Origin of the sequence: Trichocoleus sp. ST-U2 (genome assembly GCF_039961875.1) — a bacterium.
Taxonomy (GTDB): Bacteria; Cyanobacteriota; Cyanobacteriia; order Cyanobacteriales; family FACHB-T130; genus FACHB-T130.
Genome location: NZ_JAMPJY010000020.1, coordinates 76,997 through 103,214 on the forward strand (window position 1 = coordinate 76,997; position 26,218 = coordinate 103,214).

Annotated in this window: 25 protein-coding genes and 1 rRNA gene; 13 read left to right on the forward strand and 13 right to left on the reverse strand. The window is 47.5% G+C overall.

The window, feature by feature from the left end; translation table 11 throughout:
- Window positions 1–21: 21 nt before the first annotated feature.
- Both ylqF and NC996_RS15015 read right to left on the reverse strand, forming a co-directional pair.
- Window positions 22–885, reverse strand: coding sequence for a ribosome biogenesis GTPase YlqF (gene ylqF / locus NC996_RS15010; protein ID WP_190433307.1), 864 nt, complete (start codon window positions 883–885; stop codon window positions 22–24).
- A 77-nt stretch (window positions 886–962) separates the two neighbouring features.
- On the reverse strand, window positions 963–1,385 hold the full coding sequence (locus NC996_RS15015) for a universal stress protein (protein ID WP_190433305.1): 423 nt from the start codon (window positions 1,383–1,385) through the stop codon (window positions 963–965).
- A 177-nt stretch (window positions 1,386–1,562) separates the two neighbouring features.
- On the opposite strand from NC996_RS15015, the gene NC996_RS15020 reads away from it, so the two are divergent.
- Window positions 1,563–2,762: a phosphoglycerate kinase gene (locus NC996_RS15020; protein WP_190427814.1), complete on the forward strand. Its 1,200-nt coding sequence runs from the start codon at window positions 1,563–1,565 to the stop codon at window positions 2,760–2,762.
- On the opposite strand, the gene NC996_RS15025 is transcribed toward NC996_RS15020, so the two are convergent.
- Window positions 2,759–2,989, reverse strand: a complete 231-nt coding sequence (locus NC996_RS15025) for a hypothetical protein (RefSeq protein WP_190427812.1) — start codon at window positions 2,987–2,989, stop codon at window positions 2,759–2,761. The two genes, NC996_RS15020 and NC996_RS15025, sit on opposite strands and share 4 nt — an antisense overlap.
- 25 nt (window positions 2,990–3,014) lie before the next feature.
- Here NC996_RS15025 and NC996_RS15030 point away from each other — a divergent pair, with 25 nt between their 5' ends.
- The 3 genes from NC996_RS15030 to NC996_RS15040 all read left to right on the forward strand — a co-directional run bounded on the left by NC996_RS15030 (window position 3,015) and on the right by NC996_RS15040 (window position 7,168).
- Window positions 3,015–4,433, forward strand: coding sequence for a serine/threonine-protein kinase (locus NC996_RS15030; RefSeq protein ID WP_190689051.1), 1,419 nt, complete (start codon window positions 3,015–3,017; stop codon window positions 4,431–4,433).
- 73 nt (window positions 4,434–4,506) lie between these two features.
- On the forward strand, window positions 4,507–5,874 hold the full coding sequence (locus NC996_RS15035) for a type IV pilin-like G/H family protein (RefSeq protein WP_190689054.1): 1,368 nt from the start codon (window positions 4,507–4,509) through the stop codon (window positions 5,872–5,874).
- A 106-nt stretch (window positions 5,875–5,980) separates the two neighbouring features.
- Window positions 5,981–7,168, forward strand: coding sequence for a serine/threonine-protein kinase (locus NC996_RS15040; RefSeq protein ID WP_190689058.1), 1,188 nt, complete (start codon window positions 5,981–5,983; stop codon window positions 7,166–7,168).
- 22 nt (window positions 7,169–7,190) lie between these two features.
- Here NC996_RS15040 and NC996_RS15045 read toward each other — a convergent pair whose 3' ends face one another.
- On the reverse strand, window positions 7,191–9,383 hold the full coding sequence (locus NC996_RS15045) for a recombinase family protein (protein ID WP_190689061.1): 2,193 nt from the start codon (window positions 9,381–9,383) through the stop codon (window positions 7,191–7,193).
- A 44-nt stretch (window positions 9,384–9,427) separates the two neighbouring features.
- Here NC996_RS15045 and NC996_RS15050 point away from each other — a divergent pair, with 44 nt between their 5' ends.
- Window positions 9,428–10,804, forward strand: coding sequence for a proton extrusion protein PcxA (locus tag NC996_RS15050; protein ID WP_190531662.1), 1,377 nt, complete (start codon window positions 9,428–9,430; stop codon window positions 10,802–10,804).
- A gap of 61 nt (window positions 10,805–10,865) precedes the next feature.
- Here NC996_RS15050 and hpsU read toward each other — a convergent pair whose 3' ends face one another.
- The 4 genes from hpsU to NC996_RS15070 all read right to left on the reverse strand — a co-directional run bounded on the left by hpsU (window position 10,866) and on the right by NC996_RS15070 (window position 14,259).
- Window positions 10,866–11,459: a hormogonium polysaccharide biosynthesis acetyltransferase HpsU gene (hpsU, locus tag NC996_RS15055; protein WP_339380476.1), complete on the reverse strand. Its 594-nt coding sequence runs from the start codon at window positions 11,457–11,459 to the stop codon at window positions 10,866–10,868.
- 1 nt (window position 11,460) lies between these two features.
- On the reverse strand, window positions 11,461–12,414 hold the full coding sequence (locus NC996_RS15060; RefSeq protein WP_190689064.1) for a glycosyltransferase family 2 protein: 954 nt from the start codon (window positions 12,412–12,414) through the stop codon (window positions 11,461–11,463).
- A gap of 51 nt (window positions 12,415–12,465) precedes the next feature.
- A complete protein-coding gene (locus tag NC996_RS15065) occupies window positions 12,466–13,428 on the reverse strand; it encodes a glycosyltransferase family 2 protein (RefSeq protein ID WP_190526341.1) in 963 nt (320 codons plus the stop codon).
- 93 nt (window positions 13,429–13,521) lie between these two features.
- Complete coding sequence (locus NC996_RS15070) at window positions 13,522–14,259, reverse strand: hypothetical protein (protein WP_190689067.1); 738 nt, start codon at window positions 14,257–14,259, stop codon at window positions 13,522–13,524.
- 315 nt (window positions 14,260–14,574) lie between these two features.
- On the opposite strand from NC996_RS15070, the gene cobU reads away from it, so the two are divergent.
- Complete coding sequence (gene cobU / locus NC996_RS15075) at window positions 14,575–15,129, forward strand: bifunctional adenosylcobinamide kinase/adenosylcobinamide-phosphate guanylyltransferase (RefSeq protein WP_190414368.1); 555 nt, start codon at window positions 14,575–14,577, stop codon at window positions 15,127–15,129.
- 113 nt (window positions 15,130–15,242) lie between these two features.
- Window positions 15,243–15,665 (forward strand): hypothetical protein, encoded by a 423-nt coding sequence (locus NC996_RS15080; protein WP_190689071.1) that lies wholly within the window; start codon window positions 15,243–15,245, stop codon window positions 15,663–15,665.
- A 24-nt stretch (window positions 15,666–15,689) separates the two neighbouring features.
- On the opposite strand, the gene NC996_RS15085 is transcribed toward NC996_RS15080, so the two are convergent.
- The gene (locus NC996_RS15085; RefSeq protein WP_190414364.1) at window positions 15,690–16,655 is read right to left on the reverse strand and encodes a ribonuclease Z; all 966 of its coding nucleotides are present in this window, start codon (window positions 16,653–16,655) and stop codon (window positions 15,690–15,692) included.
- Window positions 16,656–17,126: 471 nt separating this feature from the next.
- On the opposite strand from NC996_RS15085, the gene NC996_RS15090 reads away from it, so the two are divergent.
- Complete coding sequence (locus NC996_RS15090; protein WP_190430423.1) at window positions 17,127–18,272, forward strand: SpoIID/LytB domain-containing protein; 1,146 nt, start codon at window positions 17,127–17,129, stop codon at window positions 18,270–18,272.
- A 130-nt stretch (window positions 18,273–18,402) separates the two neighbouring features.
- On the forward strand, window positions 18,403–18,627 hold the full coding sequence (locus tag NC996_RS15095) for a hypothetical protein (RefSeq protein WP_190689075.1): 225 nt from the start codon (window positions 18,403–18,405) through the stop codon (window positions 18,625–18,627).
- Here NC996_RS15095 and NC996_RS15100 read toward each other — a convergent pair.
- Window positions 18,622–19,947, reverse strand: coding sequence for a hypothetical protein (locus NC996_RS15100; protein WP_190689077.1), 1,326 nt, complete (start codon window positions 19,945–19,947; stop codon window positions 18,622–18,624). The genes NC996_RS15095 and NC996_RS15100 overlap by 6 nt on opposite strands.
- A gap of 68 nt (window positions 19,948–20,015) precedes the next feature.
- Here NC996_RS15100 and NC996_RS15105 point away from each other — a divergent pair, with 68 nt between their 5' ends.
- The 4 genes from NC996_RS15105 (at window position 20,016) to NC996_RS15120 (ending at window position 22,987) form a co-directional block, all read left to right on the forward strand.
- Window positions 20,016–20,663, forward strand: coding sequence for a pentapeptide repeat-containing protein (locus NC996_RS15105; protein ID WP_190689079.1), 648 nt, complete (start codon window positions 20,016–20,018; stop codon window positions 20,661–20,663).
- 318 nt (window positions 20,664–20,981) lie between these two features.
- The gene (locus NC996_RS15110) at window positions 20,982–21,503 is read left to right on the forward strand and encodes a photosystem I assembly protein Ycf3 (protein WP_190430410.1); all 522 of its coding nucleotides are present in this window, start codon (window positions 20,982–20,984) and stop codon (window positions 21,501–21,503) included.
- Between the two features lie 90 nt (window positions 21,504–21,593).
- Window positions 21,594–21,884 carry an Asp-tRNA(Asn)/Glu-tRNA(Gln) amidotransferase subunit GatC gene (gatC, locus tag NC996_RS15115; protein WP_190414356.1) on the forward strand — a complete coding sequence of 97 codons (291 nt, stop codon included), beginning with the start codon at window positions 21,594–21,596 and terminating at the stop codon, window positions 21,882–21,884.
- Window positions 21,885–21,997: 113 nt separating this feature from the next.
- On the forward strand, window positions 21,998–22,987 hold the full coding sequence (locus tag NC996_RS15120) for a glutathione S-transferase family protein (protein ID WP_190689081.1): 990 nt from the start codon (window positions 21,998–22,000) through the stop codon (window positions 22,985–22,987).
- Between the two features lie 95 nt (window positions 22,988–23,082).
- On the opposite strand, the gene aroA is transcribed toward NC996_RS15120, so the two are convergent.
- The 3 genes from aroA to rrf form a co-directional block, all read right to left on the reverse strand.
- A complete protein-coding gene (gene aroA, locus NC996_RS15125; protein ID WP_190689083.1) occupies window positions 23,083–24,429 on the reverse strand; it encodes a 3-phosphoshikimate 1-carboxyvinyltransferase in 1,347 nt (448 codons plus the stop codon).
- Between the two features lie 202 nt (window positions 24,430–24,631).
- Window positions 24,632–25,969 carry a hypothetical protein gene (locus tag NC996_RS15130; RefSeq protein ID WP_190689086.1) on the reverse strand — a complete coding sequence of 446 codons (1,338 nt, stop codon included), beginning with the start codon at window positions 25,967–25,969 and terminating at the stop codon, window positions 24,632–24,634.
- Window positions 25,970–26,106: 137 nt separating this feature from the next.
- Window positions 26,107–26,218, reverse strand: a 5S ribosomal RNA gene (gene rrf / locus NC996_RS15135); the annotation flags it as partial.

A 26,218-nucleotide genomic window follows, 5' to 3' on the forward strand; every position in this document is an offset into this window, starting at 1 on the left:
ATTGTCAGAAGCTTTTGCGATTCAGACTGGCGGCAATTCTAGGGGAATCGCACCTAATAAACCCGTGCGAAAATCATTTAATAGCTGTCGTGCTGTGCGCTCTACATCGCCTTTATGACGTTCATCTGCCACAGCTTGTAGATATTCGTCGCCTGCGAACGAAGTGGGATCTACTCCGTAGCGAGACTGTAAAGACTTCAATAGAAATAAATCGGCATCGGGGGCGTTGAGCGTTTTGAGCAAATCGACTAACGCAGATGCCACTCGTTGATTGTCGTAAGACGCTTCACCAATATCATCACAAATCGCCAACTTGAAGGCAGCAGGCTGATTTTCTAATTTGGAAGGCAAAACGCCAGGGGCATCTAAAAGTTCAATCTCATCGGAAATGCGTATCCAGCGCAGCTGGCGCGTTACACCAGCACGACGTGCGCTTTCTACCACCCGCTTTCCTAATAAACGATTAATGAGCGCCGATTTACCGACATTGGGAAACCCAATCGCAACGGCACGAACTGGACGAGGAAGCATCCCGCGATCGCTTCTTCGTTGATTCATCTCTACACCCGCTGCCTGCGCCGCCTGTGCCACTGCTGCAACACCCTTCCCATGCTGGGCATCTGTGAAGTATGGCGTTTCCCCCCGATCCCTAAACCACTCAGTCCACAGTTGCCGGACTGCGGGAGAAATCATATCCGTGCGGTTAAGTACCAATACCTTTGCCTTGCCGCCTATCCACTCTGGCACGCGGGGATGGTGCGTAGAGATGGGAATTCGGGCGTCTCGCACTTCTAACACCACATCCACACGCTTGAGCTGTTCTTTAAGCGCTTTCTCAGCCTTGGCAATGTGTCCGGGATACCACTGAATTGAAGGAGTCGTCATAAGATTTTAGATTTTAGATTTTAGATTTTAGATTTTAGATTGAATCTAAAATCCAAAATCCAAAATCTAAACTTTGACTAAGGAACAATCAATACCGGACAAGGAGATAAATTAATTACCCGGTTCGTGACGCTGTCAGTCATGCCTTCTTCAGTCAAACCCAGCCCTCGACAGCCCATCACAATTAAATCGGCGTCAATTTCGTCAGCAACATCGCAGATGGTAAAAGCTGGTTTGCCTTGACGCTCAATCGTTTGAGACTGGATGCCTTGATCGGCAAATAGATTTTGAGCTGTTTTGAGCAGTTCGGCGACTGCTTCTGGCGATGTCATTGCAGCATCTGAATTGAGCGGCGACACCTCTGGCTCTTGGCTGGGTTCTTCTACCACCGAAAGCAAAATTAATTTACTACCATACTTTTGCACAACATTCACAACGACATCAGCCGCTTCGCGCGCTTCTCGACTTTGATCGACAGGAAACAGAACAGTCTTGAACATGGCACGCTCCTGTAGAAACCCCAACTCTTGTAAAATGTGGACGGCTAGAGAGCTAGAAATAACCTTACCCCTGCATTTGGTTTGGTCTATCTAGCTTTTGAGGGAAAAGGGCAAACGACCAGTGACACGCGGTTGCTAGTGAAGAGTATAAAAAGACGCAATTAGGAGGTTTACGCTGTGTCCAAGAAAACTGTAGCAAATTTATCGGCATCCGATTTATCCGGCAAAAGGGTACTGGTACGGGCGGATTTTAATGTACCGCTGGACAATGGCAACATTACTGACGATACTCGCATTCGGGCAGCTCTGCCGACAATTCAGGATTTAACTTCCAAAGGCGCTAAGGTAATTCTGTCTAGTCACTTTGGGCGTCCCAAAGGTGTCGATGATAAATACCGCCTGACGCCGGTGGCAAAGCGCCTGTCTGAATTGCTGGGTAAAGAAGTTGTCAAGACTGACGACTGTATCGGTGATGATGTCGCTGCCAAGGTGGGGGCGATGCAAGATGGCGACGTGCTGCTGCTGGAAAATGTCCGCTTCTACCCGGAAGAAGAGAAGAATGACCCAGAATTCGCTAAAAAACTGGCTTCAGTTGCCGATTTATATGTGAATGATGCGTTTGGAACAGCTCACCGCGCTCATGCTTCTACAGAAGGTGTAACCAAGTATCTCAGCCCATCGGTGGCGGGGTACTTGATTGAAAAGGAACTCCAGTATCTGCAAAGCGCGATTGAAAGTCCTCAGCGTCCTTTGGCAGCAATTATCGGGGGTTCCAAGGTTTCTAGCAAGATTGGCGTCATCGAAACGCTGCTGGATAAGTGCGATAAGCTGATCCTGGGCGGCGGCATGATTTTTACCTTCTACAAGGCTCGTGGGCTAAGTGTCGGGAAGTCGCTGGTGGAAGAAGATAAGTTAGAACTGGCGAAGTCTTTGGAAGCGAAGGCGAAAGAGCGTGGTGTTCAACTGCTATTGCCGACAGATGTCATCCTTGCAGATAATTTTGCTGCTGATGCCAATGCTCAAACGGTTAGCATTGACGCCATTCCCGATGGTTGGATGGGTTTGGATATTGGTCCTGACTCGGTGAAATTCTTCCAGGAATCGCTTGCTGATTGCAAGACGGTAATCTGGAATGGTCCGATGGGAGTATTCGAGTTTCCGCAATTTGCCAAGGGAACGGAAGCGATCGCGCGGACTCTTGCCGATCTCACTAAGAGCGGGACGACTACCATTATCGGCGGTGGCGACTCGGTGGCAGCCGTGGAACAGTTGAACTTGGGCGAACAAATGAGCCACATCTCGACTGGCGGTGGCGCTAGTCTGGAGTTGCTGGAAGGGAAGGAACTTCCTGGTATTGCGGCGTTGAATGATGCCTAAGTTCTAAGAGTAAACAAATAAAATTCTTGTAGAGACGCGATTAATCGCGTCTCTACCCTTTTTGGGGTATATTGCTTCGCTGTCCTTCTCAAAGAGAGCGATCGCGTTTGTTGGGAAAGAGAGGGCGATCGCTTGTATTCAGTATTAAGTGAAATAGAGTGGACACCTGACGGGGTGGTAGCGAAACGGTAGCGCTTAGAGCGATCGCTAGCTAAATTGGAGTACATACGGCGCTAAGGAACCAAGGGCGAGATGCTGGAAGCACAGCAGGTATTGCAAGGGCGTTATCAACTTCAAGAAAAATTAGGACAAAATGCTGGGCGTCAAACCTGGCTGGCAACTGACATTGAGGCATCACCGCCACAACAAGTCATCGTCAAACTGCTAGCCTTCAGCCCCCAGATGCAGTGGGACGAATTCAAGTTATTTGAGCGTGAAGCGCAAGTTTTGAAAAATCTCGATTACCCCAAAATTCCCCGGTATCGAGATTATTTTTCCCTCGATAAACAGGTTGGCGCTGGTTTGTGCTGGTTTGGATTGGTGCAAGAATACATTCCCGGTGCTTCCCTGCAAGAATTATTGAAACAGGGCAAACGCTTTACCGAAGCCCAGGTGCGGCAGATTGCCACCGAGGTGCTGAATATTCTCACCTATCTGCACGAGTTAAGCCCGCCGTTGCTACACCGCGACATCAAGCCCAGCAACTTGATTTGGGGAGAAGATGAACAAATTTATCTGGTGGATTTCGGCGCAGTTCAAGATTCTGCCGTAGCGGAGGGAGTCACCTTCACCGTGGTGGGAACGACTGGCTATGCCCCGCTAGAGCAATTTTGGGGAAAGGCAGTTCCGGCATCCGACTTGTATGCGCTGGGGGCGACTTTGATCCATTTGTTAACCGGCATCGCCCCGGCAGATTTGCCTCAAAAGAATTTACGGATTCACTTTAGCGACAAGGTTAGCCTTAACTCCAATTTTGTCCGGTGGATTGAAGCGATCGCCGAACCCGATTTAGAGCAACGATATCGCACTGCCCGTCAAGCACTAGAAGACCTTAAAGCCAATCGTTCTCTCAACGCTCTCCTGCAACAAATCCGTCAGCCTGTTGGCAGTCGCGTTCAGCTTTGGAAGTCTTCTACCCAGTTAAAAATCAAAATTCCTGGACGGGGAATATTGCTACTTACAGACATTCTCACCTTTACAGGGAAATTGATGCTAGTAGCGACCTCTGTCATCTCTCTATTTCTGCTAGGTTTATTGCTGTTATGGCTAGGTTTCTTAATATTTTATATGCTCTTGTCCGTGTTGTCATCGATTCATTTAATATTTTTTTTGATTTTACCCATTCTATCAACGCTGTTTTTGGGTCGGCTATGGATGAGCCTACACAATGAATTGTGGAAAATTCCAGCCGATTTGAAATGGCCCCTGCTCAATTATTGGGGAGATTATTGCATCGAATTCTATCAAGATAACTTTGTAATTAAAAGGGAATTGTTTGGGTTGAAATATCTTAGCCATCGGGGGAAAATTTCCAGCATCAAAAATGTTGAAGCAATTCCTTTAGAAGGAGTCACTCTCGAAACAGGGTTGCTGAAATACTGTTTCGCTCAGAACCTGACTGAACCTGAACGTAACTGGATAGCTCGACAGATCCAAGACTGGCTGAGATAGGAGCGAATGACCAAGGGCCATCCCAAACTAGGTATTTGTAATCCTTAAATGCAACTAATCAAGGAAAATTACCATGCTGCAAGCAGAAAAAGTCTTACAGGGTCGCTATCAGCTCACACAACAACTGGGACAAAATGCAGGGCGTCAAACCTGGCTGGCAGAAGATTTAGAAGCAGAACCCAGCGAATCGGTAATTGTTAAATTGCTAGCTTTCAGTCCTCAAATGCAGTGGGAGGAACTCAAGCTTTTTGAACGGGAAGCTCAAGTTTTGAAAAACTTAAACCATCCCAGAATTCCAACCTATCGAGATTATTTTTCTCTCACTGAACAGGCGGGTGGTGGCTTACCTTGGTTTGGATTAGTGCAGGATTACATTCCCGGCAGTTCCCTGCGCCAGCTATTAGATAAAGGCAAAAAATTTACACCAGAGCAGGTACGCTATGTTGCCACGGACATCCTAGAAATTCTAATTTATCTGCACGAATTAAGTCCACCTGTATTACATCGAGACATTAAACCTAGCAACATAATTTTGGGGGAAGATCGGCAGTTTTATTTGGTTGATTTTGGTGCGGTTCAAGATCGCGCTAAGGCAGAGGGTGTTACCTTTACTGTGGTAGGAACCAGTGGCTATGCGCCGCCAGAACAGTTGTGGGGACGTGCAGTTCCAGCATCAGACCTTTATGCGCTAGGAGCCACCCTAATTCACTTGTTAACTGGAACGCCGCCTTCTGAGTTACCGCAGCATCAGATGCGGATTCAATTTAGCGATAAAGTCAGCCTCAATCCCAATTTCAGCAGTTGGATTGAGAAGCTTATAGAGCCAGCTCCAGAAAAACGATTCAGCACGGCACGCGAGGCACTTGAAGCTTTGCAACAAGTGGAAAGTTTTAAAAGCTCCGATAGCGAAACAGAGGCTCAGGCAAATGGCAATTCGGTTCGTTATGGTCGTTTAGCACTTTCAACTGCGCTGCCATTATTTACTTTTATGGCTCTCATCGCGGCTATTGCTCTGCCAAGTTTTTTTACCAAACGGGCAATCATTGAAAAATCCGAAGCAAGACAATCTGTTGGGGCGATGAATCGTGGTCAGAAAGCTTATTTCATAGAAAACAATGAATTTTCTAATTCGGTTGAAAAACTAGGAATTGGCATGAAAACTCAGAAAGGAAACTACGAATATGCAACTCGTGTGCTGGCGAGTAAAGCTGCATTTAACTACGCAATACCCCATCGTAATAACAAAAGCTATGTTGGAGGTGTGTTTATAGTACCTGCAAAATCCTCAGATGCTGTTAAGGGCAAGATGAAAACAATAGCAATTTTGTGTGAATCTAATGCTGTTGGTGCTACCAAACTACCAGAGCCAATTTATAACAATGGCAAACCAGCCTGTCCTGCGGGCACACTAGAGATACCAAAAGAGCAGATAGGAAGGTAGATAAGGGCGCTGTGACAAGATGAAAAACCGAATTATCAGTATACGTGAAGGCAAATACTAAGTTTCTAAATCCCTCATCTCAGCTTTCTACGGAAAATAACGAATAATGCTGCAAGCCGAACAGATATTACAGGGGCGTTATCAACTCAAACAAAGATTGGGACAAAATGCGGGACGACAAACTTGGTTAGCGACGGATATTGAAACTGAAGAAAAAAATTTAGTCGTTGTCAAACTCCTCGCATTTGGCGGCGAGGTACAGTGGGACGATCTCAAACTGTTTGAGCGAGAAGCACAAATCCTTAAGCAGTTGAATCATCCCCGAATTCCTAAATATGGGGATGATTTTTGTATCGATGAGCGATCGCTCTGGTTCGGGTTAGTCCAAGAACACATCCCCGGTACCTCTCTGAAGGAATTACTCGTACAAGGGAAAAAGTTCACTGAAAAGGAAGTCCGTAAGATTGCCTCGGAAATTCTGAATATTCTGATTTATCTACACGAGCTGAGTCCCCCAGTCCTACACCGAGACATCAAACCGAGCAATTTAATTTGGGGTGATGACGACAAGGTATATTTGGTTGATTTTGGAGCGGTGCAAGATAAAGCCGCGAAAGAGGGAGCTACCTTTACTGTCGTCGGAACTTACGGCTATGCGCCGATGGAACAATTTGGCGGAAGGTCTGTTCCAGCTTCAGACTTGTATTCCCTGGGAGCCACTTTAATTCATTTGTTGACAGGTACGGCACCGGCAGATTTGCCTTCTCGGAACTTGCGGATTCAATTTTCTGAACAGGTGAGCATCAGTCCCCCATTCATTAGCTGGATTCAAAAGTTAACAGAACCAGCTCCAGAGGAACGGTTCGCGAGTGCAAAATCTGCCCTGAAAGCGCTTAAAGAAGGAACAAAGATTAAAACTTCAACGGGTATCCAACCTTCAAAGCAACCAACCCTGGTCAATAATTCTGGGCAAGGCGGTTTATTGGATGAGACAGTACCAGTACCCGATGAAATCAAAGGTTGGAATTGGGGCGCATTTCTGATGCCTTATCTATGGCCTTTGAGCAATCATGTTTGGATTGGACTTTTAGCCTGGATACCGAGTGTCGGTTGGTTGATGGGGTTCGCCCTCGGTTCTAAGGGCAATGAATGGGCTTGGAAAAGTAAAAAATGGCGGAGTATTGAACAATTCAAAGCCCATCAAAGAGGCTGGGCGATCGCGGGATTATTTATCGGGATACCGATGGCTTGGGCATATATCTGGATACTCACCCTTTTTCTCCATGCCCTCTAAAAACCTCGCCAAGATCGCGTGGTTAGCTGAGTGCATAATCAGGGTTCAAAGGAATTGAAGCATTGACTAAGGACAATAACGGGCCAGTTTGCTCCTGTCCATTGGTCGCCAAATCGCTATGGCACAGATAAATTCGCTCCCCCACTCGCCCCAGTAAATCCAGCAAAATCCGCCGCAGTCTTTGCTCATCTGCTTCTTGGGTATCTTCTTCGGTTAGCGCCTCTCCCGACCAATCCTTGAGAAACAAAGGGGCACCGTAGAGAGTGGCAGCACCGCCTTTTGACCAGAGGTGCGAACCGGCATCCAGCCAAAATTGCCATCGGTGGAACCGACGAGCCGCCCGATATTGGAAGATGGTTGCCAAAGTCACGGCGTGACGGTCAAGACCGAGGGGGCGCACGGGGTAAGGGTTCGCGGTGACAGTACCGCGACGCAACAAGCAGATAAACCGATCGATCGTGGTGTAATCTGGGGTTTCAATGCGATCGCTCTGCCGCAACCGTCCATCAACTTCCCAGTAGTGTTGGGCGGTTTCCATCAGTTCGCGTAAGGCGGCTAGCTGGTCGTAGGGGAGATTGCTGCCTTTCCACAAAAACTGCTGAATTGCCCGGTCAAGCAGGGCGACGCAGTTGGGAATCAGACGCTGTTCCAGCTGACCTCGTTGCACTTCTAGCCACTGCAAAATCTCTTCATAAGCAGCACAGGCTGAGTGCCCTAGCCGATCCCAGCGGGGGAAATACGTCACCGGCAGCAACCGGGGTTGCTCTGGATCGGGGGAATAGCAGTAATCGGCTAATAAACCCGCCCTGACTGGGTCAATCTTGAAGGATGAAGGATGAACGATCGGGGATGAATGGGTGCTACCTCCTGACTCCGGACTCCTGAATCCGGACTCCTGACTCAGTACCACCAGCATTTCCGCCACGGAATCCCGGTCTACCAGACGCCCCAAGCCTGGATAAACGAGCGCCAGCAGCGTCAGCAGCGCCCGGATCGTCGGGGAAGCATTCAGGGGGCGCTGTTCGCTCAAGGTTTGGACGGGGATCTCCTGGCTGCTGAGGATTTCGATTAAGGTATAGCGGGCGATCGCATCCAAACCAGGGGCAATCACTGCCACTTCCTGAGGCTGCACCTGTCCGTTGTGTATCGCCGTTGCGATCGCTAAAGCGGTTTCTCGCAACAACTGAGCGCGGGATGTGGTTTGAATCAACTGTACCGACTCTGGTAAGGTCAACAGAAACATGGGGTCGCTCACCGCTTCCACCACCGGCTTTCCGTAAAGTGCCGCCACACTGCTCGGTTCCTGGCTCAAAGTTTCTACCTGACAGCGCCACTCTAGACTGGCTAGATAATTTGGATCGGCGTTCAAACCGAGTCGCACTGCCCCATCCGGATTATAGGTAAAGGCTCCGGCTGCTCCTTTATCTAAAAGGAAGTTGAATAGATCGCAGGCGATCGCTGGATAATCATCCACATTATCCGCCAGTACTCCCTGATACCGGCGAATCAAGTGCTGCTGATAAGCTTCGTCTGGCAGCAGATAACGCCAATAAAGTTCGCAAATAATCCCATAGGTCAGCAATCCCCGGTCTAAACACCATTGCCGCCAATCAATCAGCAATTTTCCGATTTTTTCCCAGTCGGGGCGCTCCACCACCGGATCGTCGTCCCTGGCAAACCCTTGTTGCTCTGCGAAACCTTGTTCGAGAAGACTGGGAATTTCCTCAATAGGTCGTCCTGCGATCGCGCACAGCTGCAACAAGTCCAGAATGCGACGCACCGAACGAGACTCGCTCACCCCCAACAACTGAAGGCTACCATTATCCAACTCCGGACGCCACAACCGGGTGGCTAACTCCTGCTCAGTTTCTGGGCGCAGTCTAACTGGAAATTGTGCCCTAAGATTCAACCGCTGAATCAATAAAGGCCAAAATAAGATCGCCTCATCCTGAAAGAAACCCAAAGGCGTTTTAGATTGAATCGGATACCGCCCCTGTGTTGCCGTAGCCAAGCGGTCAGCTAATTCGCTCCGATTATCATCATTAGCCGCAAAGACTAAAATTGTCGGTGCCTGCTCCCGCCTTCCCGCCTTCCGACGCGAACCTCGCGGTTGAGATCCCCGTTCAACCCACTGGCAAAACAGGTTTACGAGGCGAGTTGTCTTTCCACTGCGAGTCGGCCCGACGATCCAGATGGTCTGCGATTGCGTTAACATTGCTAAACGCTGAGTGATACTTGTGTAATCGTTCGGTTTCTATTATGAAACTATCTTTCTTGTCACAGCTCCAATCTTACTTAGGAACTGCCAACCAGTGGTTCTCAGAAACTCCTGAGAGAGCCTTGGATCGCGCATATAAGGCAGCCTTAATGATTAAGGCTTTGGAAGATGAACATTTTGACGGTAAAAAAATCTCCCCCGATGGTCAAAAATACCGTGAAAATGCCATGTCTTTTTTTGAAACGAAACTTAAAAAATATTTAAAAACGGCTAAATTTGGGCTAGCAGAGTTTCAGGCCAGCACTTCAGTAGTGACTCGTTCTAATCCAGATGTAACAAGAAAAACAAGGACGACTGGAGCGGCAAATTTTAGAACAGAAGATTTTGAACCTCAAGATAAACAATCCATAACTTTAGAAAAGCTTAAATTTATTGATGATGTTTTATCTAAATACAAGCCTGAAAAAAATCGTTCCTCATCAGCCTTAGTCCCTGTTCCTAAATCTAAATCTGTAGAAGTAAATTTGAGGAAGGTTGACCGGATTGAAGCGAAGAATCTAGTCAATCAGCCAACTTTGTTTTCTACAGACGACCGAGTGGCTGATGAGGCAGAAACAATGACTGACACAACCAGTTTTGTGCCTCGCTCAATCTTGAGTACGCTAGATCGACTCAAGAGAAACTTTGACCCGAATTCAGAAGAAGAAGTTGTTCAAAGTTTTCGTACTTCTCAAACGAAAACCATTGTTTCTATTCGGTTTATTTTAGTTTTAATTTTAGTTCCTCTATTAACTCAACAAGTAAGTAAAACTTTCTTCGTCGGCCCTCTTGTCGATCGCTTCCGGGAGCCAAACAGAACTGAAATTTTCCTGAATGTTGATCTAGAAGAAGAAGCCTTTCAGGAATTGCAAAGATTTGAAGAATTACTAAAATTCAAAAGCTTAATCGGTGTAGCTCCTCAATTATCTAAGGAGGAAATGGAAGAAGAAGTTAAAGAGAAGGCATTAAAAATTGGGGAAGAATATAGTTACAGAAGTGCCAACGCTATCAAAAATGTTTTTGCCGATCTTATTGCAGCGGGATCTCTTTACCTTTTGCTGCTTAATAGCCAAAGAGAAATTGCAGTTTTCAAAGCTTTTATAGATGACGTAGTTTATGGTCTCAGTGACAGTGCTAAAGCTTTTATTATTATCTTGTTCACTGACATCTTTGTGGGATTTCACTCTCCTCACGGCTGGGAAGTGATTCTGGAAGGAACGGCAAGGCATTTAGGCTTACCAGAAAACAGAGATTTTAACTTTCTATTTATTGCTACCTTTCCCGTCATTTTGGACACGATATTTAAGTATTGGATTTTCCGCTACTTAAACCGAATCTCTCCGTCAGCCGTTGCTACTTATCGGAATATGAATGAATGAATAATTAAAAATGCAAACTTAAAAACTAAAGAAAAGGGATTCTTTCCACCACTTTTAATTTCTAATTTTTAATTTCTCTAGGGTAGTGGGGACGGCAAGGACTGCCCCAGCAGACCTGCTGGGGTGGAATGTTACCGAAAACGCTGCTACGTGCCCCAATCACAGAATTCGCTCCGATTTCAACCCCAGGCGCAATAAAGCAATCTGTGGCAATCCAGACGCCGTTGCCAATCGTGATACTGGCTGTCATTAGCTTGAAAGCTGGGTCTTGGATGTCATGACTGCCGGTACAGAGGTAGCTTTTTTGGGAAATGACGCAGTGCTGACCGATCTGAATGCGGTCAAGGCTGTATAAAACGACATCATCCCCAATCCAGCTATAATCTCCGATTTCGATTTTCCAGGGATAAGTAAAGCGGGCGGTTGGTCGGATGACTAAGCCGCTGCCGATTTTTGCCCCAAACAGACGCAAAAGCCAGCAGCGGATACCGCTAGAGGGATGGGGAGTTAAGGGAAAGGCGATCGCTTGTACCAACCACCACAGCAAGACAAACCAACCCGGTCGTCCTCTGTCAAACCAGGATTGGTCGTAGCGGCGTAAATCAACAAGAGATTCCGACGCGATCGCTGGCGGTTGTTCGCCTGGTTCCAACACCCTACACGCTTCCTTTTAATGAATCTGGCTGGGGTACGGACTGGGGAGGCACGGAGGAGGAAGCCGCTACGTTCAACTGACCGCCAAACTCCATTAATTCATAAAGTTTGACGCCAATTTGATACTCGTATTGACTCATCAACCGTGCATAGATGTATCCAGCTTTCCCATCCAAAAAGCCTCGCTGAATAATGTAAATCAAAATAAACCGAATCAACGGTTTGAATGGAAGGCGCACCCAAGTTTTTTTGAGATACCGCTTGCGCTGTACCGCATCCCCAAACAAATTAGCGCCAATCGTACCGCTTTCGTCTTTGCCAGTCAGGATATTTAAATAAACGCGGGCTTCCCAGTTCGAGTAGCGGTTATGTCGTTCCAACCAGTGGAACACGTCCCGAAAGTCAATGTGCAGCATATCGTTTTTCAGATAGCCTGCTTTGCCTTGCAAAATGACGTGTTCGTGAACTTCGTTGTCGCCTGTGTTGCGGATTTCTTCTGTCCCCAAGTTTTCGTAGCGACCTGTTTTGTGCTTAAACAAACGCAGGTTCCAGTCGGGATACCTACCGCCATGTTGAATCCATTTGCCGAGGAAAAATACTTTACGGTTCAGGTAGTAGCCTTCGTATTCTGGATTCTGAATGGCAGTTGCAATTTCATCCCAGAGTTCGGGGGTAATCCGCTCATCACAATCAACAATTAGCACCCATTCGTTACTAAAAGGCAGATTGTCCAAAGCCCAGTTTTTCTTTTTAGGCCAGCGACCGTTGAAGTGAAATTGGACAACTTTTGCGCCGTAACTTTCGGAAATTTCAATCGAGCGATCGCTACTTTGGGAATCTACGACAAACACTTCATCAGCCCTGGCTACACTCTCCAGGCAAGCCGCCAGATTTGCTTGTTCATTTTTAGCGGGAATCAGAACCGAAACAGGAAGTTTGGAGGGTGTGGAGGTCATGACCGTGAAGGATGAAAGAACAATTAGAAATTAGCAATTAAGAATTAAAAATTAAGAATTTTCTTTTTCAATTTTTAATTCCGGCTCTGGGTTTTGCACTTTGAAAGGAGCAGATAACATCCCTTGAATTGCTGCACTCAAATAACCCACTTGACCGTAGGCATACACGAGATTATCGAAGCGTTGGGCGGCATCGCCAAAATATTTAACAGATTTGTAGAGACCTCGCACGAGTCGTTCGCCTCCTAACAGTAGCTGGCGCGGTCCTGCCTTACCAGCGATTTGTTCGCGGTAACATTCACTAATGCCCTGCCACCAGCCTCGGCTTAAAAACCAAGCTTGTTCAAGGCGTTCGGGGGAGACATTGTGGGCAACTAAGGCGTCAGGCAGATAGGCAACTTGCCAACCTAATTTGAGTGCCCGTTCTGTCATGTGTAATTCTTCATTTGATAACAAATTTTTTCCGACTCGACCCAGATTAACATCGAACCCGTCAATTTGCTCTAAAAACGTACGTCTGAGCGAGTAATTCAAGCCTCTGGGGGTCATACCAGGTTGTTTGATATAGACGATGGAATCTCCTAAATCGTATGCTCCCAAGCACCCAGATAGTCCAGGGGAAAGCCACAGAGGAGGCGTGATGCCATCGGGCCAGATTAAGGTAACTTTGCCACCCGCGATCGCTAGTTTTTCATTGCTTTGATAAGCATCATAGAGTGCCGACAGCCAAGACGGGCTAGCAACGGCATCATCATCTAAATAGGCGAGAATTTCACTTTTGGCTTCCTTGGCACCCGTGTTGCGGGCGACAGATAGACCCATAACGCCTTCGTAGACGTATTTTACCCCCGGTCGTGCTTTGATTATCTCGGATGTGCGATCGCTGGAGGCATTATCCACTACCACGACTTCAAAATCCGGAAAATCCTGATTCAGCAAACTATCAATGGCAGCACCTAAATACTGCTCTCGATTGTGAGTACATATAATCGCAGAAATTTTAGGCTCTGTCATAAATTTGGGGTTAGGGCTAGCTCAATTAAAAAAGCAAAATTAAAAATTAAAAATCAGGAATTTCTGAACTTTTTAATTTTTAATTTTGTATTTTTAATTCTCACTTAGATGACTATGTAGAACAACGAGTGTTTCCGCCAGTTGGCTGAGGCGGGTTTCCAGATCCTCTTTGCGATTCAGCAGCAAGCGCAGCTTTTGATAACGAGCGATCGCGACACTCACACTCGGAATCTGTTCGGGTGGACAGGGACGCGACCAAAATTGACCATTCTCATCCATTCCTACCAGGCGGTATCCAGCCCGTGGAGATTCACAAGTCACCTTTTCATCGGGTTGATTGCACTGTTCTTCTACATAGTCCATCAGCTGGTGTACGGACTTGGCATGACCCTTGTCTACCACCTGACGCAGCGCCTCAACCCCAACCTCTGGTTCGCGGGAATGAGACTCTAACCAACCATCAACAATCGGCCCTTCTAGATAAATATCTTGAATTTGGCGCAAGGTTTGATGAAGTTCCTTCTGCCAACCCCCAACAATCGCTTCAATTTCTTGCAACAGGGTCATCGCCAAGGCAGGATTGGCAGCGTTCCGATGGTTAGTGAAACTGGGAGTTTTTAATTTTGGCAGGACGGGTGTCTTGCCAGATTGCTTTTGGTCAGAGAAAGCCTGTACGGTCATTGAAATTGAGCGATTGGCATCTGATGATGCCTCTGAACCCCACCCCTTCGGATCGGGCCGATCTTCCCAAGGGGACGGATTGTCTATGACAGGACTTTGATCCGCCAATCGATCCAGTGTTGTCTCAATCCGTTTTAATTCTGGTTTCATAGTTATCTGACGCCACTCCTGCAAATCAAACCTGTTAACTGCCGCTAGAATCTCTAAAAGATTGGGATTGGTGCTTTTCCTGGTATTTCTACTTGGTTTGTGTTTCTATGCTTTGTGTTTCTATTTTATTTGTTTATTTGTCTGGTAGGATTAACGGTCTCGATGCACAAAATGAAAATTTATGGGAAGCCTGACCGCTAGAATAACCCGGACACTGTACAGGTGGGTAAGATACAAATCCTGCCACTGTTGAATTTAACTTTAATGCACAACTCGCCGGAAACGGATAAAAAAGTTCTTTGCGATCGCATCTGAATGACTTCTGTTAAGCATTTAATCTTAGTGACTGGTCCAGCCCGTTCCGGGAAAAGTGAGTGGGCGGAGACTCTGGCAATGCGTTCGGGTAAGCCGGTTATCTATGTGGCAACGGCTCACGTTGACCCCAACGATCTAGAATGGCTGGCTCGAATTGAACAACATCAACAACGACGCCCTAGGGAATGGACAACGCTGCAAGTGCCGCTAACACTGGCGGCAACGATTCGGGCATCTCAGAATTCTAGTTGTCTCCTCGTTGATTCTTTGGGAACTTGGGTGGCGAATTTTTTAGACCAAGACGATGAATCTTGGGAAAGGACGTGCCAGGAGTTGCTGGAAAGTTTGGAAAGTAGCGTCAGTGATGCGATTTTGGTGGCAGAGGAAACGGGGTGGGGCGTTGTTCCCGCCTATCCCCTCGGTCGAATGTTCCGCGATCGCTTGGGAAGGCTGGTGCGTCGAGTGGGCGCGATCGCTAACCCAGTCTACTTAGTTACTGCCGGTCACGTTCTCAACCTGAGCCACCTGGGAACGCCGTTACCAAAATTATCATAGGCGCTAGCATAGAAAGACTTAAAGGCAAACTGGCAATTGCGAATGACTCATTGCTAATTGAGAAAAAGCGAGTTGTTCATTACCCTATACCTATTACCATTCACTCCTTTGCTATGGCATCTCAACACCAAGTCAAACAGTATCTTGCTTATTGGTTTCAGTTAGGCAAAAAAGTTTTGATTCGGAATGGTCAAGAAGCGCTGCTGCCACAACCCGTGATTCGGGGCGATCGCTACTCGCAAGAATTTGAAAACTGCTGGCAGCAAATCCTCTCCCCAGACTCGGGGGACTGCTACTTAGAGGGCACCGCAGAACCAATTGCCCAGTTGCTGACACCAGCATGGGATGTGTCACCCTGTTCTCGTTGCACCATGCCCGTCCCCGTCCGGACTGTAGGAATGCCGCCTTTAGCGTGTCCTTGTAACGATCTCAGCGGCTGGCCCAACACAGAAGTTCCGCTACCGCGATCGCCCATCAGCAGTCAAAACCGTCTCGTTGAAATACGCGACCGGCTGCGGAACGCCAGCGGTCTGTAAACAGTAACAATGCACAATTAAAAATTAAAAAAGAGAATTTTTAATTTTTAATTCCTCTTCCCGCCGCCGAGGCACCTCATAATTTAGAAAATCATAAGCCAATTCCGTACTCGGAAAAATGGCACGCGCTTCCGTAAGCAGGTCATCCAGCACAATGGCATTACCGGGGGCATAGCGGGGACTGAAATGAGTCATGATCAAGTGCTTAACACCAGCAGTATGAGCAACTTGAGCCGCCATCGTTGAAGTGGAGTGCAAGCGATCAAAAGCTAGCTGGGCGTCTTGGTGGGCAAAGGTCGCTTCGTGAATTAACACATCCGCATCCTGCGAAAGTTCCACCGCCTCGTCACAATAAACTGTGTCGGTACAGTAAACAATTTTGCGACCGATTTCTGTCGGTCCACACAGATCCGCCCCATGAATTTGCCGCCCATCTAGCAGCGTCACCGTTTCGCCGCGTTTGAGTTGCCCATAGACCCGACCCGGAGGAATTGAGAGGGCTGCGGCTTTTTCTACATCAAAGCGCCCCGGACGGTCTTTTTCGGTGACTCGGTAGCCAAAAGCAGTGACGCGATGCTTCAGGGGACCACAGGTAACGATAAATTCTTCATCTTCATACACCACTCCAGGCTGTACGATGTGAACCTGAACCGGGTAGGAAAAATGGGTTGAAGAGTATTGTCTGCAAGCACGCAGGTATTCATTGAGACCGGGGGGACCGTAGAGGTCAATGCGTTGAACATTGCCAGCCAAACCACAGGTTGCTAAAAGACCCATTAAGCCGAATATATGGTCTCCGTGCATATGGGTGATAAAAATACGGTTCAGTTGACCGATTTTCAGGTCACTCCGTAATAGCTGGTGTTGGGTACCTTCACCACAGTCAAACAGCCAGAGTTCTCCTCGTTGAGGTAGCCGTAAAGCCACGCTGGACACATTGCGCGATCGCGTCGGTACACCGGAGCTTGTCCCTAAAAAAGTAATTTGCATTTTGGCAAGAAAACGGTCACAAAGTCTAGGAATTGCCTTCCGTAACTATCCTGACACAGCATCTGAGGAACACGCAGTTCCGCTGAAGACTCAGGATAAAAGTTCACAAGGTTTATGAGTAGCACTCCGGCAGCAAACATGGTAAATATATCCACGATAAGAAAAGTCAGTGGGTTGTGCCAATTTATAAGCGGATCAGCTCTCAAGGGTCTTGAACTAAGGAACGTGGATTAAATAACTGACACTCATTCATCTTCATGTAAGGGCTTTTTCTGTGCCATACCCATACGCTTTTGAATTGGGACTTAATAAATCCACCTTCCTAAGAGAAGTTCAAGGACGGGATTCTTGCTCTCATGTTCAATTTAAGTGGAATTTAATAATGACTATCCCTAGCACTCTATTTGGCATCGTGTGAGGAGATTTTAATAGATGGTAACTAAACAGCTCCTAGGCAAACAGAAATCCTTCATGCTTCAGACTTCTTGCTTCATCTTAGGCTTCGGGAAGGCGTCCTCCGGGCGGCTACATCCTTCTAAATGGTGGCTGACTTTTTTGTTGTGGCTCATGCTGGTTGCTCCTGCGAAAGCGATGGAACTGCGCGTAGCGATTCAAGAAGGCGTCAGCAAGATTACCGTGGGCAGTTCCACCAAAGCCGTAATCCGCGATAGTGCCGGTCGAGTAGTAGGGCAAATGGCGGCAATGGATGGCATGGAAGCCCGTCCTACAGGCGGTGGCGTGGCGCTGGGCGGAGAGCAAAGCACGCAACTGATAGTGGAACCGACGGCTGGCGGTTATGTTTGGATCGGCGATCGCTGGTATCGGGGACGCACTCGATTGGTTCGCACCGGCAAAGGACTCACCGCCGTCAACCAAGTTGATTTAGAACAATATCTTTACAGCGTCTTAGGCTCGGAAATGAGTGCTAATTGGCCTCTGGAAGCCTTGAAGGCGCAAGCTGTCGCCGCTCGTTCCTACGCCCTGTATAAGCGTCAAACTGCTGGCAATAGCGTTTTTGATGTCGGCGATACCCAGACTTGGCAAGTTTACAAAGGTCTGGAAACCGAAGCCGAGTCAACGCAAATGGCTGTGAATGCCACGGCTGGGCAAGTTTTAACCTACAACGGTCAAATTATTCTTGCTGTCTTCCACTCCGCTTCTGGAGGACACACGGAAAATGTGGAAAATGTTTGGTCGGAACCCTTGGCTTACCTGCGCGGCGTTCCAGACTACGACCAAGGGACACCGGGCTACCAGTGGCAGAAAAGCTTCTCCCGCAACGAACTTAGTCGGCTTCTGGGTGTAAGCAATGTTAAATCTTTGATACCGGAACGCACCACTCCTAGCGGACGGATTATGACGATGAAAGTCGTTGGAAGTGGTAGCACGCGGCGGATGACTGGAAGTCAGCTGCGTCAAGCACTGAAGCTTAGGAGTACGTTGTTCACGGTTAGCTCTACAGGAACGGGTTTTCAGCTCAACGGTCGTGGTTTCGGTCACGGTCTTGGTTTAAGCCAGTGGGGGGCTTACAATTTAGCTCAGCAGGGGACAAACTACCAGCAAATTTTGGGGCATTATTACCAGCGCACCGCGATCGCTAGCATGAAAGTGCAGTAGAGGCGGGGCTGTTACCTCCCCAAAGTCGCGATGAGCGAAGCGGTAGCCACCAAGTGACATCGCTTCGCTCATCCCGGAGCGATCGCTCCTTGCTTTTCAGCTGACTTAATCAAACGCCAGAAGGATTGCTGTGAAAAAGTGGGAGTATCTCTTTGTTCGGTTTGACTACTTTGCAGGCGATCTCCGACCCAAAAGTGTCAACGAAAAAGACTTTCGAGATAAACAAGACCTCCCACCTCTCCATGAATTATCCAATCAACTAGGACAGGAAGGCTGGGAATTAACCGGCGTGAATTCCCATCCGGGTTATGGTTATGGTTTCTTGATTTTTAAACGCCCCAAAGAATCTTTATGAACCACTTTGGTTGAGGCGACGCTGCCATTCTGCATCAATCTTATCGGCTTGCTCAATCTCCTGTTCTATCAGCTCGGTTTCGGTCGTGTAGGCTAAATCCTCGCGACCGATTACTGTTTTCGCAGCAAATTGTTGAGCATAAGCAATTTTCTTCTGCAAAGCAGAATTCGCTTGATTCAACAAGATGGCTCGTTCTTGTCGTTGTTGATTTCGGGCTTCAATTCGCTGATTTCTCCACTGAATCCAGAAATAGCGGATTAGGGGAATTGACAGGAAGGCGATGCCGTAACTCAGTAAAATCCAGTAAATTGACTGCACGAAGGCGATGAGTCCGCCAGATTGTGCTAATTGAACTCCTATCTCACCCCGTAACAGGGAATTAAGAACTAAAGCACCGATAATATTCACGGCACCTAATCCAGCAGAGAGCATAATTTGTCCGCTATCGGCTTGGCTAAAGCGCCAAGGACGCTCTCGAAGATAAGCAGCCACCGGCTGCGAATTTCGCTCTTGCGCTGTAGTTTGTAATTCTGGGAAGTGATAGACGATTTCCCCGTCTGGGCTGACTTCTGGTTGCCCATTAAAACGAGTGAGGACGGGAAGCATATAATCTTCGTATTCTTTGCCCCAGCCTTTGCCCATGTCATCGAGATAAGGTGCGATTTGCTCGGCGGTGACAGCACCCTGGTTATTGCGGATTACAGTGGCAATTTCTTGCCAGCGGCGTTCTTCTAAATCGGCATTAGGATTCCCATCGCCAAACAGGAAGGAGAAGACGGCTTCTAAGAAGTTCATCTGTCTCTTGCCTTCGGGGGATGAGACACGACGCTGCTGGTAGCGATCGCTATAGTCTGGATAGAAAAACCACCAGATGTCAGGGCCAAACCAGAAGCGGGGCATAAAAACCATACCGCCGCCACCGTGATGACCGCCGCCGGAATCATCGCTGTCGCGGCTGCTATTGACGGCGATTAGAATAACTGCGATCGCGACAAAAATTAGGACAATGGAAGCAATCAGGATAATCCCGAAGGAAATCCGGATCAGGTAAAACAAAACTTTCCAAATTTTTTCCCACCATTCCTTCAGTCGCAACCGCAAGAACTTATTGCGGAGAACTGTCCGGAAATTCTTAGGGAAAAGGTAGACTATCTCGCCGGTTTCTGCTACCTGCAAGTGTCCACCGGCGTCGGATGCCAGAGCGAGTAATCCAGCCTGAGCCATGTTGACATTTAACCCAGCTTGGGTTGCCACATCGCCAACTGTGACACGGTAGCCCAGGTGTTCAACTGCTTGCATGAGGGTGGGATTGGGAGCCATGTGCTTTCCTCAAGGACGGAGGCTACTATCACCAGTATAAAATTTTGGCAAATTCCAGCAGGCAGATTATGAAACCAAGAACTCGCGCGATCGCTCTTAACCTATTCGCTCTTAGCGTATGCCACCCTAAACCGAAGCGCCGCTTGGCAACGCTAACGTGGCTGTTCGCTCTCCTATTCTCACTTTTGGGATTAACCACACCACTCAAAGCAGCCAATCTGGAACACGTTCAACATTTGCTAAAAACTAAACAATGTCCTCAGTGTGACTTGAGGGGTGCTGAGTTGAGAGATGCGGACTTAAGGGCGGCTGACTTGAGGCGTGCCGATCTCGCCGGTGCCAATCTCAGTGCTGCCGATTTAAGAGGTGCCAACTTTGGTGGGGCAAATCTAGGCGGTGCCAGCTTTATTAATAGTGACCTCAGCGGTGCTAACTTGAGCGGCGTTAATTTGAATTTAGCGGCGTTGATTAAAGCCAATCTCACAGGCGCTAACCTTGCCGGTTCTGAGTTGACGATGGCGAAGTTACCGGGCGCTGACCTCACAAAGGCTGATTTGCGGGAAACTAATCTGATTAGTGCTGACTTGAGCAATGCCATTCTCCGAGGAACGGACTTGCGGGGGGCAGATTTGCGAAATGCTGATTTTGAGAATGCGCTTCTCGAAGGCGTCCAGCTCAATAGTGCAATTCTCCCAGATGGCACTTTGCATTATTAAACCCAACCATAGTCAAGGGTGCATTAGCCTTACGGCTGAGCGATCGCCAAGCTTTAATTCCGTATATATAAGCGCACAGATTTCCATTCTCTAAATATACACAAGAACTAGTATTTATTTTGTATAAAATAATACGTCTGCGAAAAAAATACTGAGGAACTCGGTTGATTGAGGAAAGAACAACAAATGCGCGATCGCATTTGTTAATCTCAATCCAGTTGACTCCCAGAGCGCGTTAAATTAGCTTAAAGAGCATCACTGAGCGATAAACTGACCAGTCTACACTCTCCTAATTAGCGCAGCATTACAGAGCCGGATATGCCAAGAACGCAAAAAAACGATAACTTCATTGACAAGAGCTTCACGGTAATGGCGGATATAATCCTGAAAATCCTGCCTGCCAACAAGAAAGCAAAAGAAGCCTTCATCTACTACCGCGATGGTATGTCAGCGCAGGCAGATGGTGAATACGCCGAAGCTCTAGACAATTACAGAGAAGCCCTAACGCTAGAGGAAGACACTTACGACCGCAGTTATATCCTCTACAATATGGGGCTGATATACGCCAGCAATGGTGACCACGAGCAGGCTTTGGAATACTACCACCAAGCGCTTGACTGTAATCCCCGCCTGCCTCAAGCGTTGAATAATATTGCCGTCATTTACCACTTCCAGGGTGAAAAGATCAAGGAAGATGGAGATCCCGAAGCTGCTGAAGCTTTGTTTGACAAAGCAGGAGAATATTGGAAACAAGCGATTAGTATGGCTCCGAATAACTACATCGAAGCCCAAAATTGGCTCAAAACGACTGGGCGCTCTACGATGGATATCTTCTTTTAGGTAACAGGGAATAGGTAATCAACAAAAGAGAAAAAATTACCTACTACCTACTATCCAATGACCAATTACCAATAAGCCATTACCACTGTTATGATTGACCGCGAACAAGTTCGCAAAGTTGCCCATCTGGCTCGCCTAGAACTGACCCCCGAAGAAGAAGCCCAATTTACAACCCAACTAGGCAGTATTTTGGAGTATTTTGAACAATTAAGCGAACTTGATGTCAGTGATGTGCAACCCACAACAAGGGCAATTGATGTCAGCAATGTGACACGCCCTGATGAACTGCAACCCTTTCCCAACCGGGAAGCTATTCTCACAGGTGCCCCAGATCAAGAGGGTGACTTTTTCAAAGTGCCAAAAATCCTCAGCGCTGAGTAAGGTAATCGCCCTATTTTGCACCTAAGACCGATGAATTTTAGGTGAGAACCTGACCCAATAAGTGTGGGGCAATCTTCCTGGGGTTGCCCTTCATACTCTCAAAGGAGAACGTTATGGGTTTAGGTCTTTTGATTGATGGAAAGTGGGTTAGCGAACGAGAACAAGAAGACTCCCAAGGAAAATTTATTCGCCCATCAACAACCTTCCGCAACAAAATTACAGCTGATGGTTATAGTGGCTTTAAGGCTGAACCGGGTCGCTATCATCTCTATATTTCCTGGGCTTGTCCTTGGGCGCAACGAACCGCAATTATGCGCCAATTGAAGGGATTAGAAGATGTTATCAGTCTCTCAGTTGTGGCACCCGAAATTGATCAAAATAGTTGGGAATTCTCAGAAGAACCAGGTTCTATCCCCGATACGGTAAATAAGACTCGCTATTTGTGGGAAGTTTATCTTAAAGCGGATTCTAATTACAATGGGCGGGTGACTGTCCCAGTTCTTTGGGATAAAGAAACTGCCACGATTGTGAATAATGAATCCCGCGAGATCATTCGGATGTTTGATACAGAATTCGATGATTTCGCCAAGTCTGAGATGAATTTTTATCCAACAGAATTGCAGGAGGTGGTTGATAAGACGATTGATGCAATTTACCAACCGATTAATAATGGCGTTTATCGGGCAGGATTTGCGACTAGCCAAGCCGCCTACGATGAAGCGGTGACGGAACTATTCGATGCTCTCGATCGTTGGGAAAAAGTGTTAGCGGAGCACCGCTATCTGTGTGGAGAAAGCCTCACCGAGGCAGATTGGTGTATGTTTACCACTCTCTTGCGCTTCGATGCCGTTTACTATGTCCACTTCAAGTGCAATTTACGCCGGATTGTGGATTACCCCAATCTCTGGAATTACCTGAAAGACCTCTACCAGGTGCCGGGGGTAAAGGAAACCTGCAACCTCGACCATATCAAACGCCATTACTATAAAAGCCACCCAAAAGTTAATCCCACCAGAATTGTTCCGAAAGGGCCGTTAATTGATTTTGAGGAACCTCATAACCGCGAACAATTATCGCCTAAAGCTAAGGCGACCGCTGTGTGATTCCTCATTTAAAAAGCAAGGTGGATACTACCCACCTTGCTTTTTTTAATAACTAGAGTAAAAACGCAAATGCTGTAAGCATCTGAGCTTAAATATCACTTGATAATCCCGATTAAGGATTGAAAGAAGTCCGGGTAAGAAATAGCGGCTGCTTCGGCACGCCCAATTGTGGTAGTGCCTTCTGCATTCAGGGCAGCAATTGCTAAACTCATGGCAATTCGATGGTCGGTATGACTATCAACATCAGTGCCGATGAGAGGAGTGCCCCCCGTAATTTCTAACCCATCGGGTCTTTCTGTAACCTTGGCACCCATGCGGTTGAGCTGAGATGCCATAACGGCAATGCGATCGCTTTCTTTGACCCGCAACTCTGCTGCATCTCGAATTACAGTAGTTCCTTGGGCAAACACTGCCGCTACAGCCAAAATCGGAATCTCATCAATCAGGCAAGGAATTAGATCGCCAGCAATTTCACATGCTTTAAGGGCACTGGAACGTACCCGCAAATCTGCTACTGGCTCACCCGCGACAATCCGCTGATTTTCCATCTGAATGTCAGCGCCCATCCTCTCCAGAGCTTCCAGAATGCCGGTGCGGGTGGGATTGACCCCTACATTTTCCACGCACAACTCCGAACCCGGTACAATCGCCCCAGCAACCAGCCAAAAGGCAGCTGAGCTGATATCCCCAGGCACAACCACCGGCTGCCCTTGCAGCTTGGCTGAGCCAGTAATGGTGACGCTATTGGTTTCTGGATCGATGCTGAGTTCTGCCCCGAAAGCTTTGAGCATCCGTTCGCTATGGTCGCGGGAGAGGGCGGGTTCGGTAACGGTAGTTTGTCCTTCCACCATCAATCCAGCTAGGAGGATACAAGATTTGACTTGTGCTGAAGCAATCGGAGAGTGATAGTGAATCGGTCGCAGTTGTTGTCCTTGAATTGCTAGAGGCGCTAAAGAGTCGTTCTGACGTCCCCAAATTTGAGCGCCCATCTCTTGTAACGGTTTAACAACGCGAGACATTGGGCGCGAGCGCAGCGAGCTATCCCCCGTCACAGCAAAAAAACGTCCCGGATGAGAGGCGAGAAGCCCCAGCATCAGTCGCAAGGTAGTACCTGAGTTACCGGCGTCCAAGACTGAGGTTGGTTCTTGTAGGCAGCCGAGTCCGATGCCCTGAATTCGCACCATTTCCGTATTCAGTTCCGAAATTTCGGCACCCATCGCCCGAAAACAGCTAGCAGTGCTGCGGGGATCTTCTCCCAAGAGGAGTCCCTGAATGGTGGTTTCTCCTTGGGCGATCGCTCCCAACATCAAAGCCCGGTGGGAGATAGATTTATCCCCTGGTACCCGAATACGTCCCTGCAAGGATAGCCCTGCTGCGGGATTCTGAATGATTAAACGATCCTGATTTTCAGTGTTTTTTAGCGTGACAACTGCGGCTGGCATGAAGAGGGACTGGGATGAAGTTGCAAATAGTGATTCTACCAATTGCTGACACTGAAGATAGCACTGGAGTTATAGCAGTTCTCGATTGGGTTGCGATACATCTGTAGGGGCATGGCAATCAAAAAGCCCCTACCAAACCTTAGAACCCCAATACATTCCATCCAACTGAGAAGTGCTACAGTAACCACTTCAGCCCCAATCGCTACTTTTGAAAGCCTATTCCTATCTTCTTTTTACTCTTGCCCTTAGATTTTGATTTATTAACATCTGCCAGCGCTTCCTGAAATAAATCATGTAAATGCACTGGCACACTGGCAATCTCCGGTAAATCAGGCTCTAACGCCTTGTTATATTCTTGGAGTAAAGCGTCTAAATCGCGGTCAATTTTCAATTCTGGACGCTGTAACACTGTTTTCAACAGCTTTTCCATTTGGGCTGGATAAGTTTCGGCTAAGCGATGCCAAATGAAGGCATTAATCGTCGAGTCTTCTAGATACTGACGAACCAGCTTCTCAGTGTTTTCAATGTTGTTCTGCCAGTCTTCTGCTTCTAGCATTGCCTTGAACCGGCTGTATGTAGGCAGAAATATTTGACCCCAACGAGGATGGGTGAGGGCTGTTAGCTGTTCGGCTTTCTTGAGATTTGCAGGCAACTCAACTTTAGGTGTCACCATCTTAGTTGGGTTTTTGCTGTCAAACATCTGAGCGATCGCTTTTGAATCGGCACCTGATTCTTCTGCGGCTGCTTTCATTTCCTCTTCTGTAACCCCAGCTTCTGCGGCTATTTCCGAGAGCGATTTATTTTCATCAATGCCTGCCGCTGCTAAGCGTTTCTTAGTTAGTAATTCCTGAAATTCTTCTATCCTCTTATTCATCTGGTACCCAGGCATTACGACTTCGTCGCTACCAAAAAAGCTCAGAAAATCCTGGTGATATTGTTCTACTGATTGCCATGCCAGTTCTAGAAGTTCTGGAGCGTCACTATAAAGCGATTTGTTGTAATTTTCCTTAAAATTTCCGATTGCCACTGCCAGCTTGGGTTTTCCTAATCTCCCCATTGGGATACAAGGACCAGAAAACATCCAGACGCTCTCGGTTACAGGTGCAATGCGAGTGAGTAAAATTTCTCCCTCTTTAAACCGGCTCATCTCCTGCCATGTTAGAAGCGTGTTTGGCTTGACGATGTAGCGCTTAGCGGTCAGCCAGTTCATCAACTCAAAGCCATCTGATAAGACTTGAAGCGTAGCAAACAAGCCAATGAAGCTGCACCGCCAGCTACTGACTAAGTTGCGATCGTTTTCGGACAATTCTGGCTGGCTCTCCAGAAACAAATCCAAAACGTCTTTATCCCCATCCCCTACTTTTCCTTCAGTTAAGAAGGTATCAATAATTAGGTCTCTTTGTGCAATATCCTGACGCTCTCGGTGTTGCTGAGCAGCGGCATAAGCTTCTAGCGATTGCGCCAGCTCTCCTTCCGCCTCCAAGACAAACTCAATTAAGGCTTGTTTTAATTCATGCGATCGCTCTAATATGGCATCCACAGCTCAATCTCTCGTTCAACAATTCTAGGTTAAAGGTTATTCAAGAAATTAAGCAAAAGTATTTATCCCCCAATACAAAAAGCAAAAAAGCTCACTTGCATCCATAATCATTGGGCAAGAGAGCTTTTTGATAATTAACCTGGCACTGAGCTATTTTCCCAGGCAGTCACCCACCGAGTATCTTCGCCGCAGTTGCGTTTCACCTCCGAGTTCGGGATGGAGTCGGTGTGGTTCCACAACGCTAGTAGC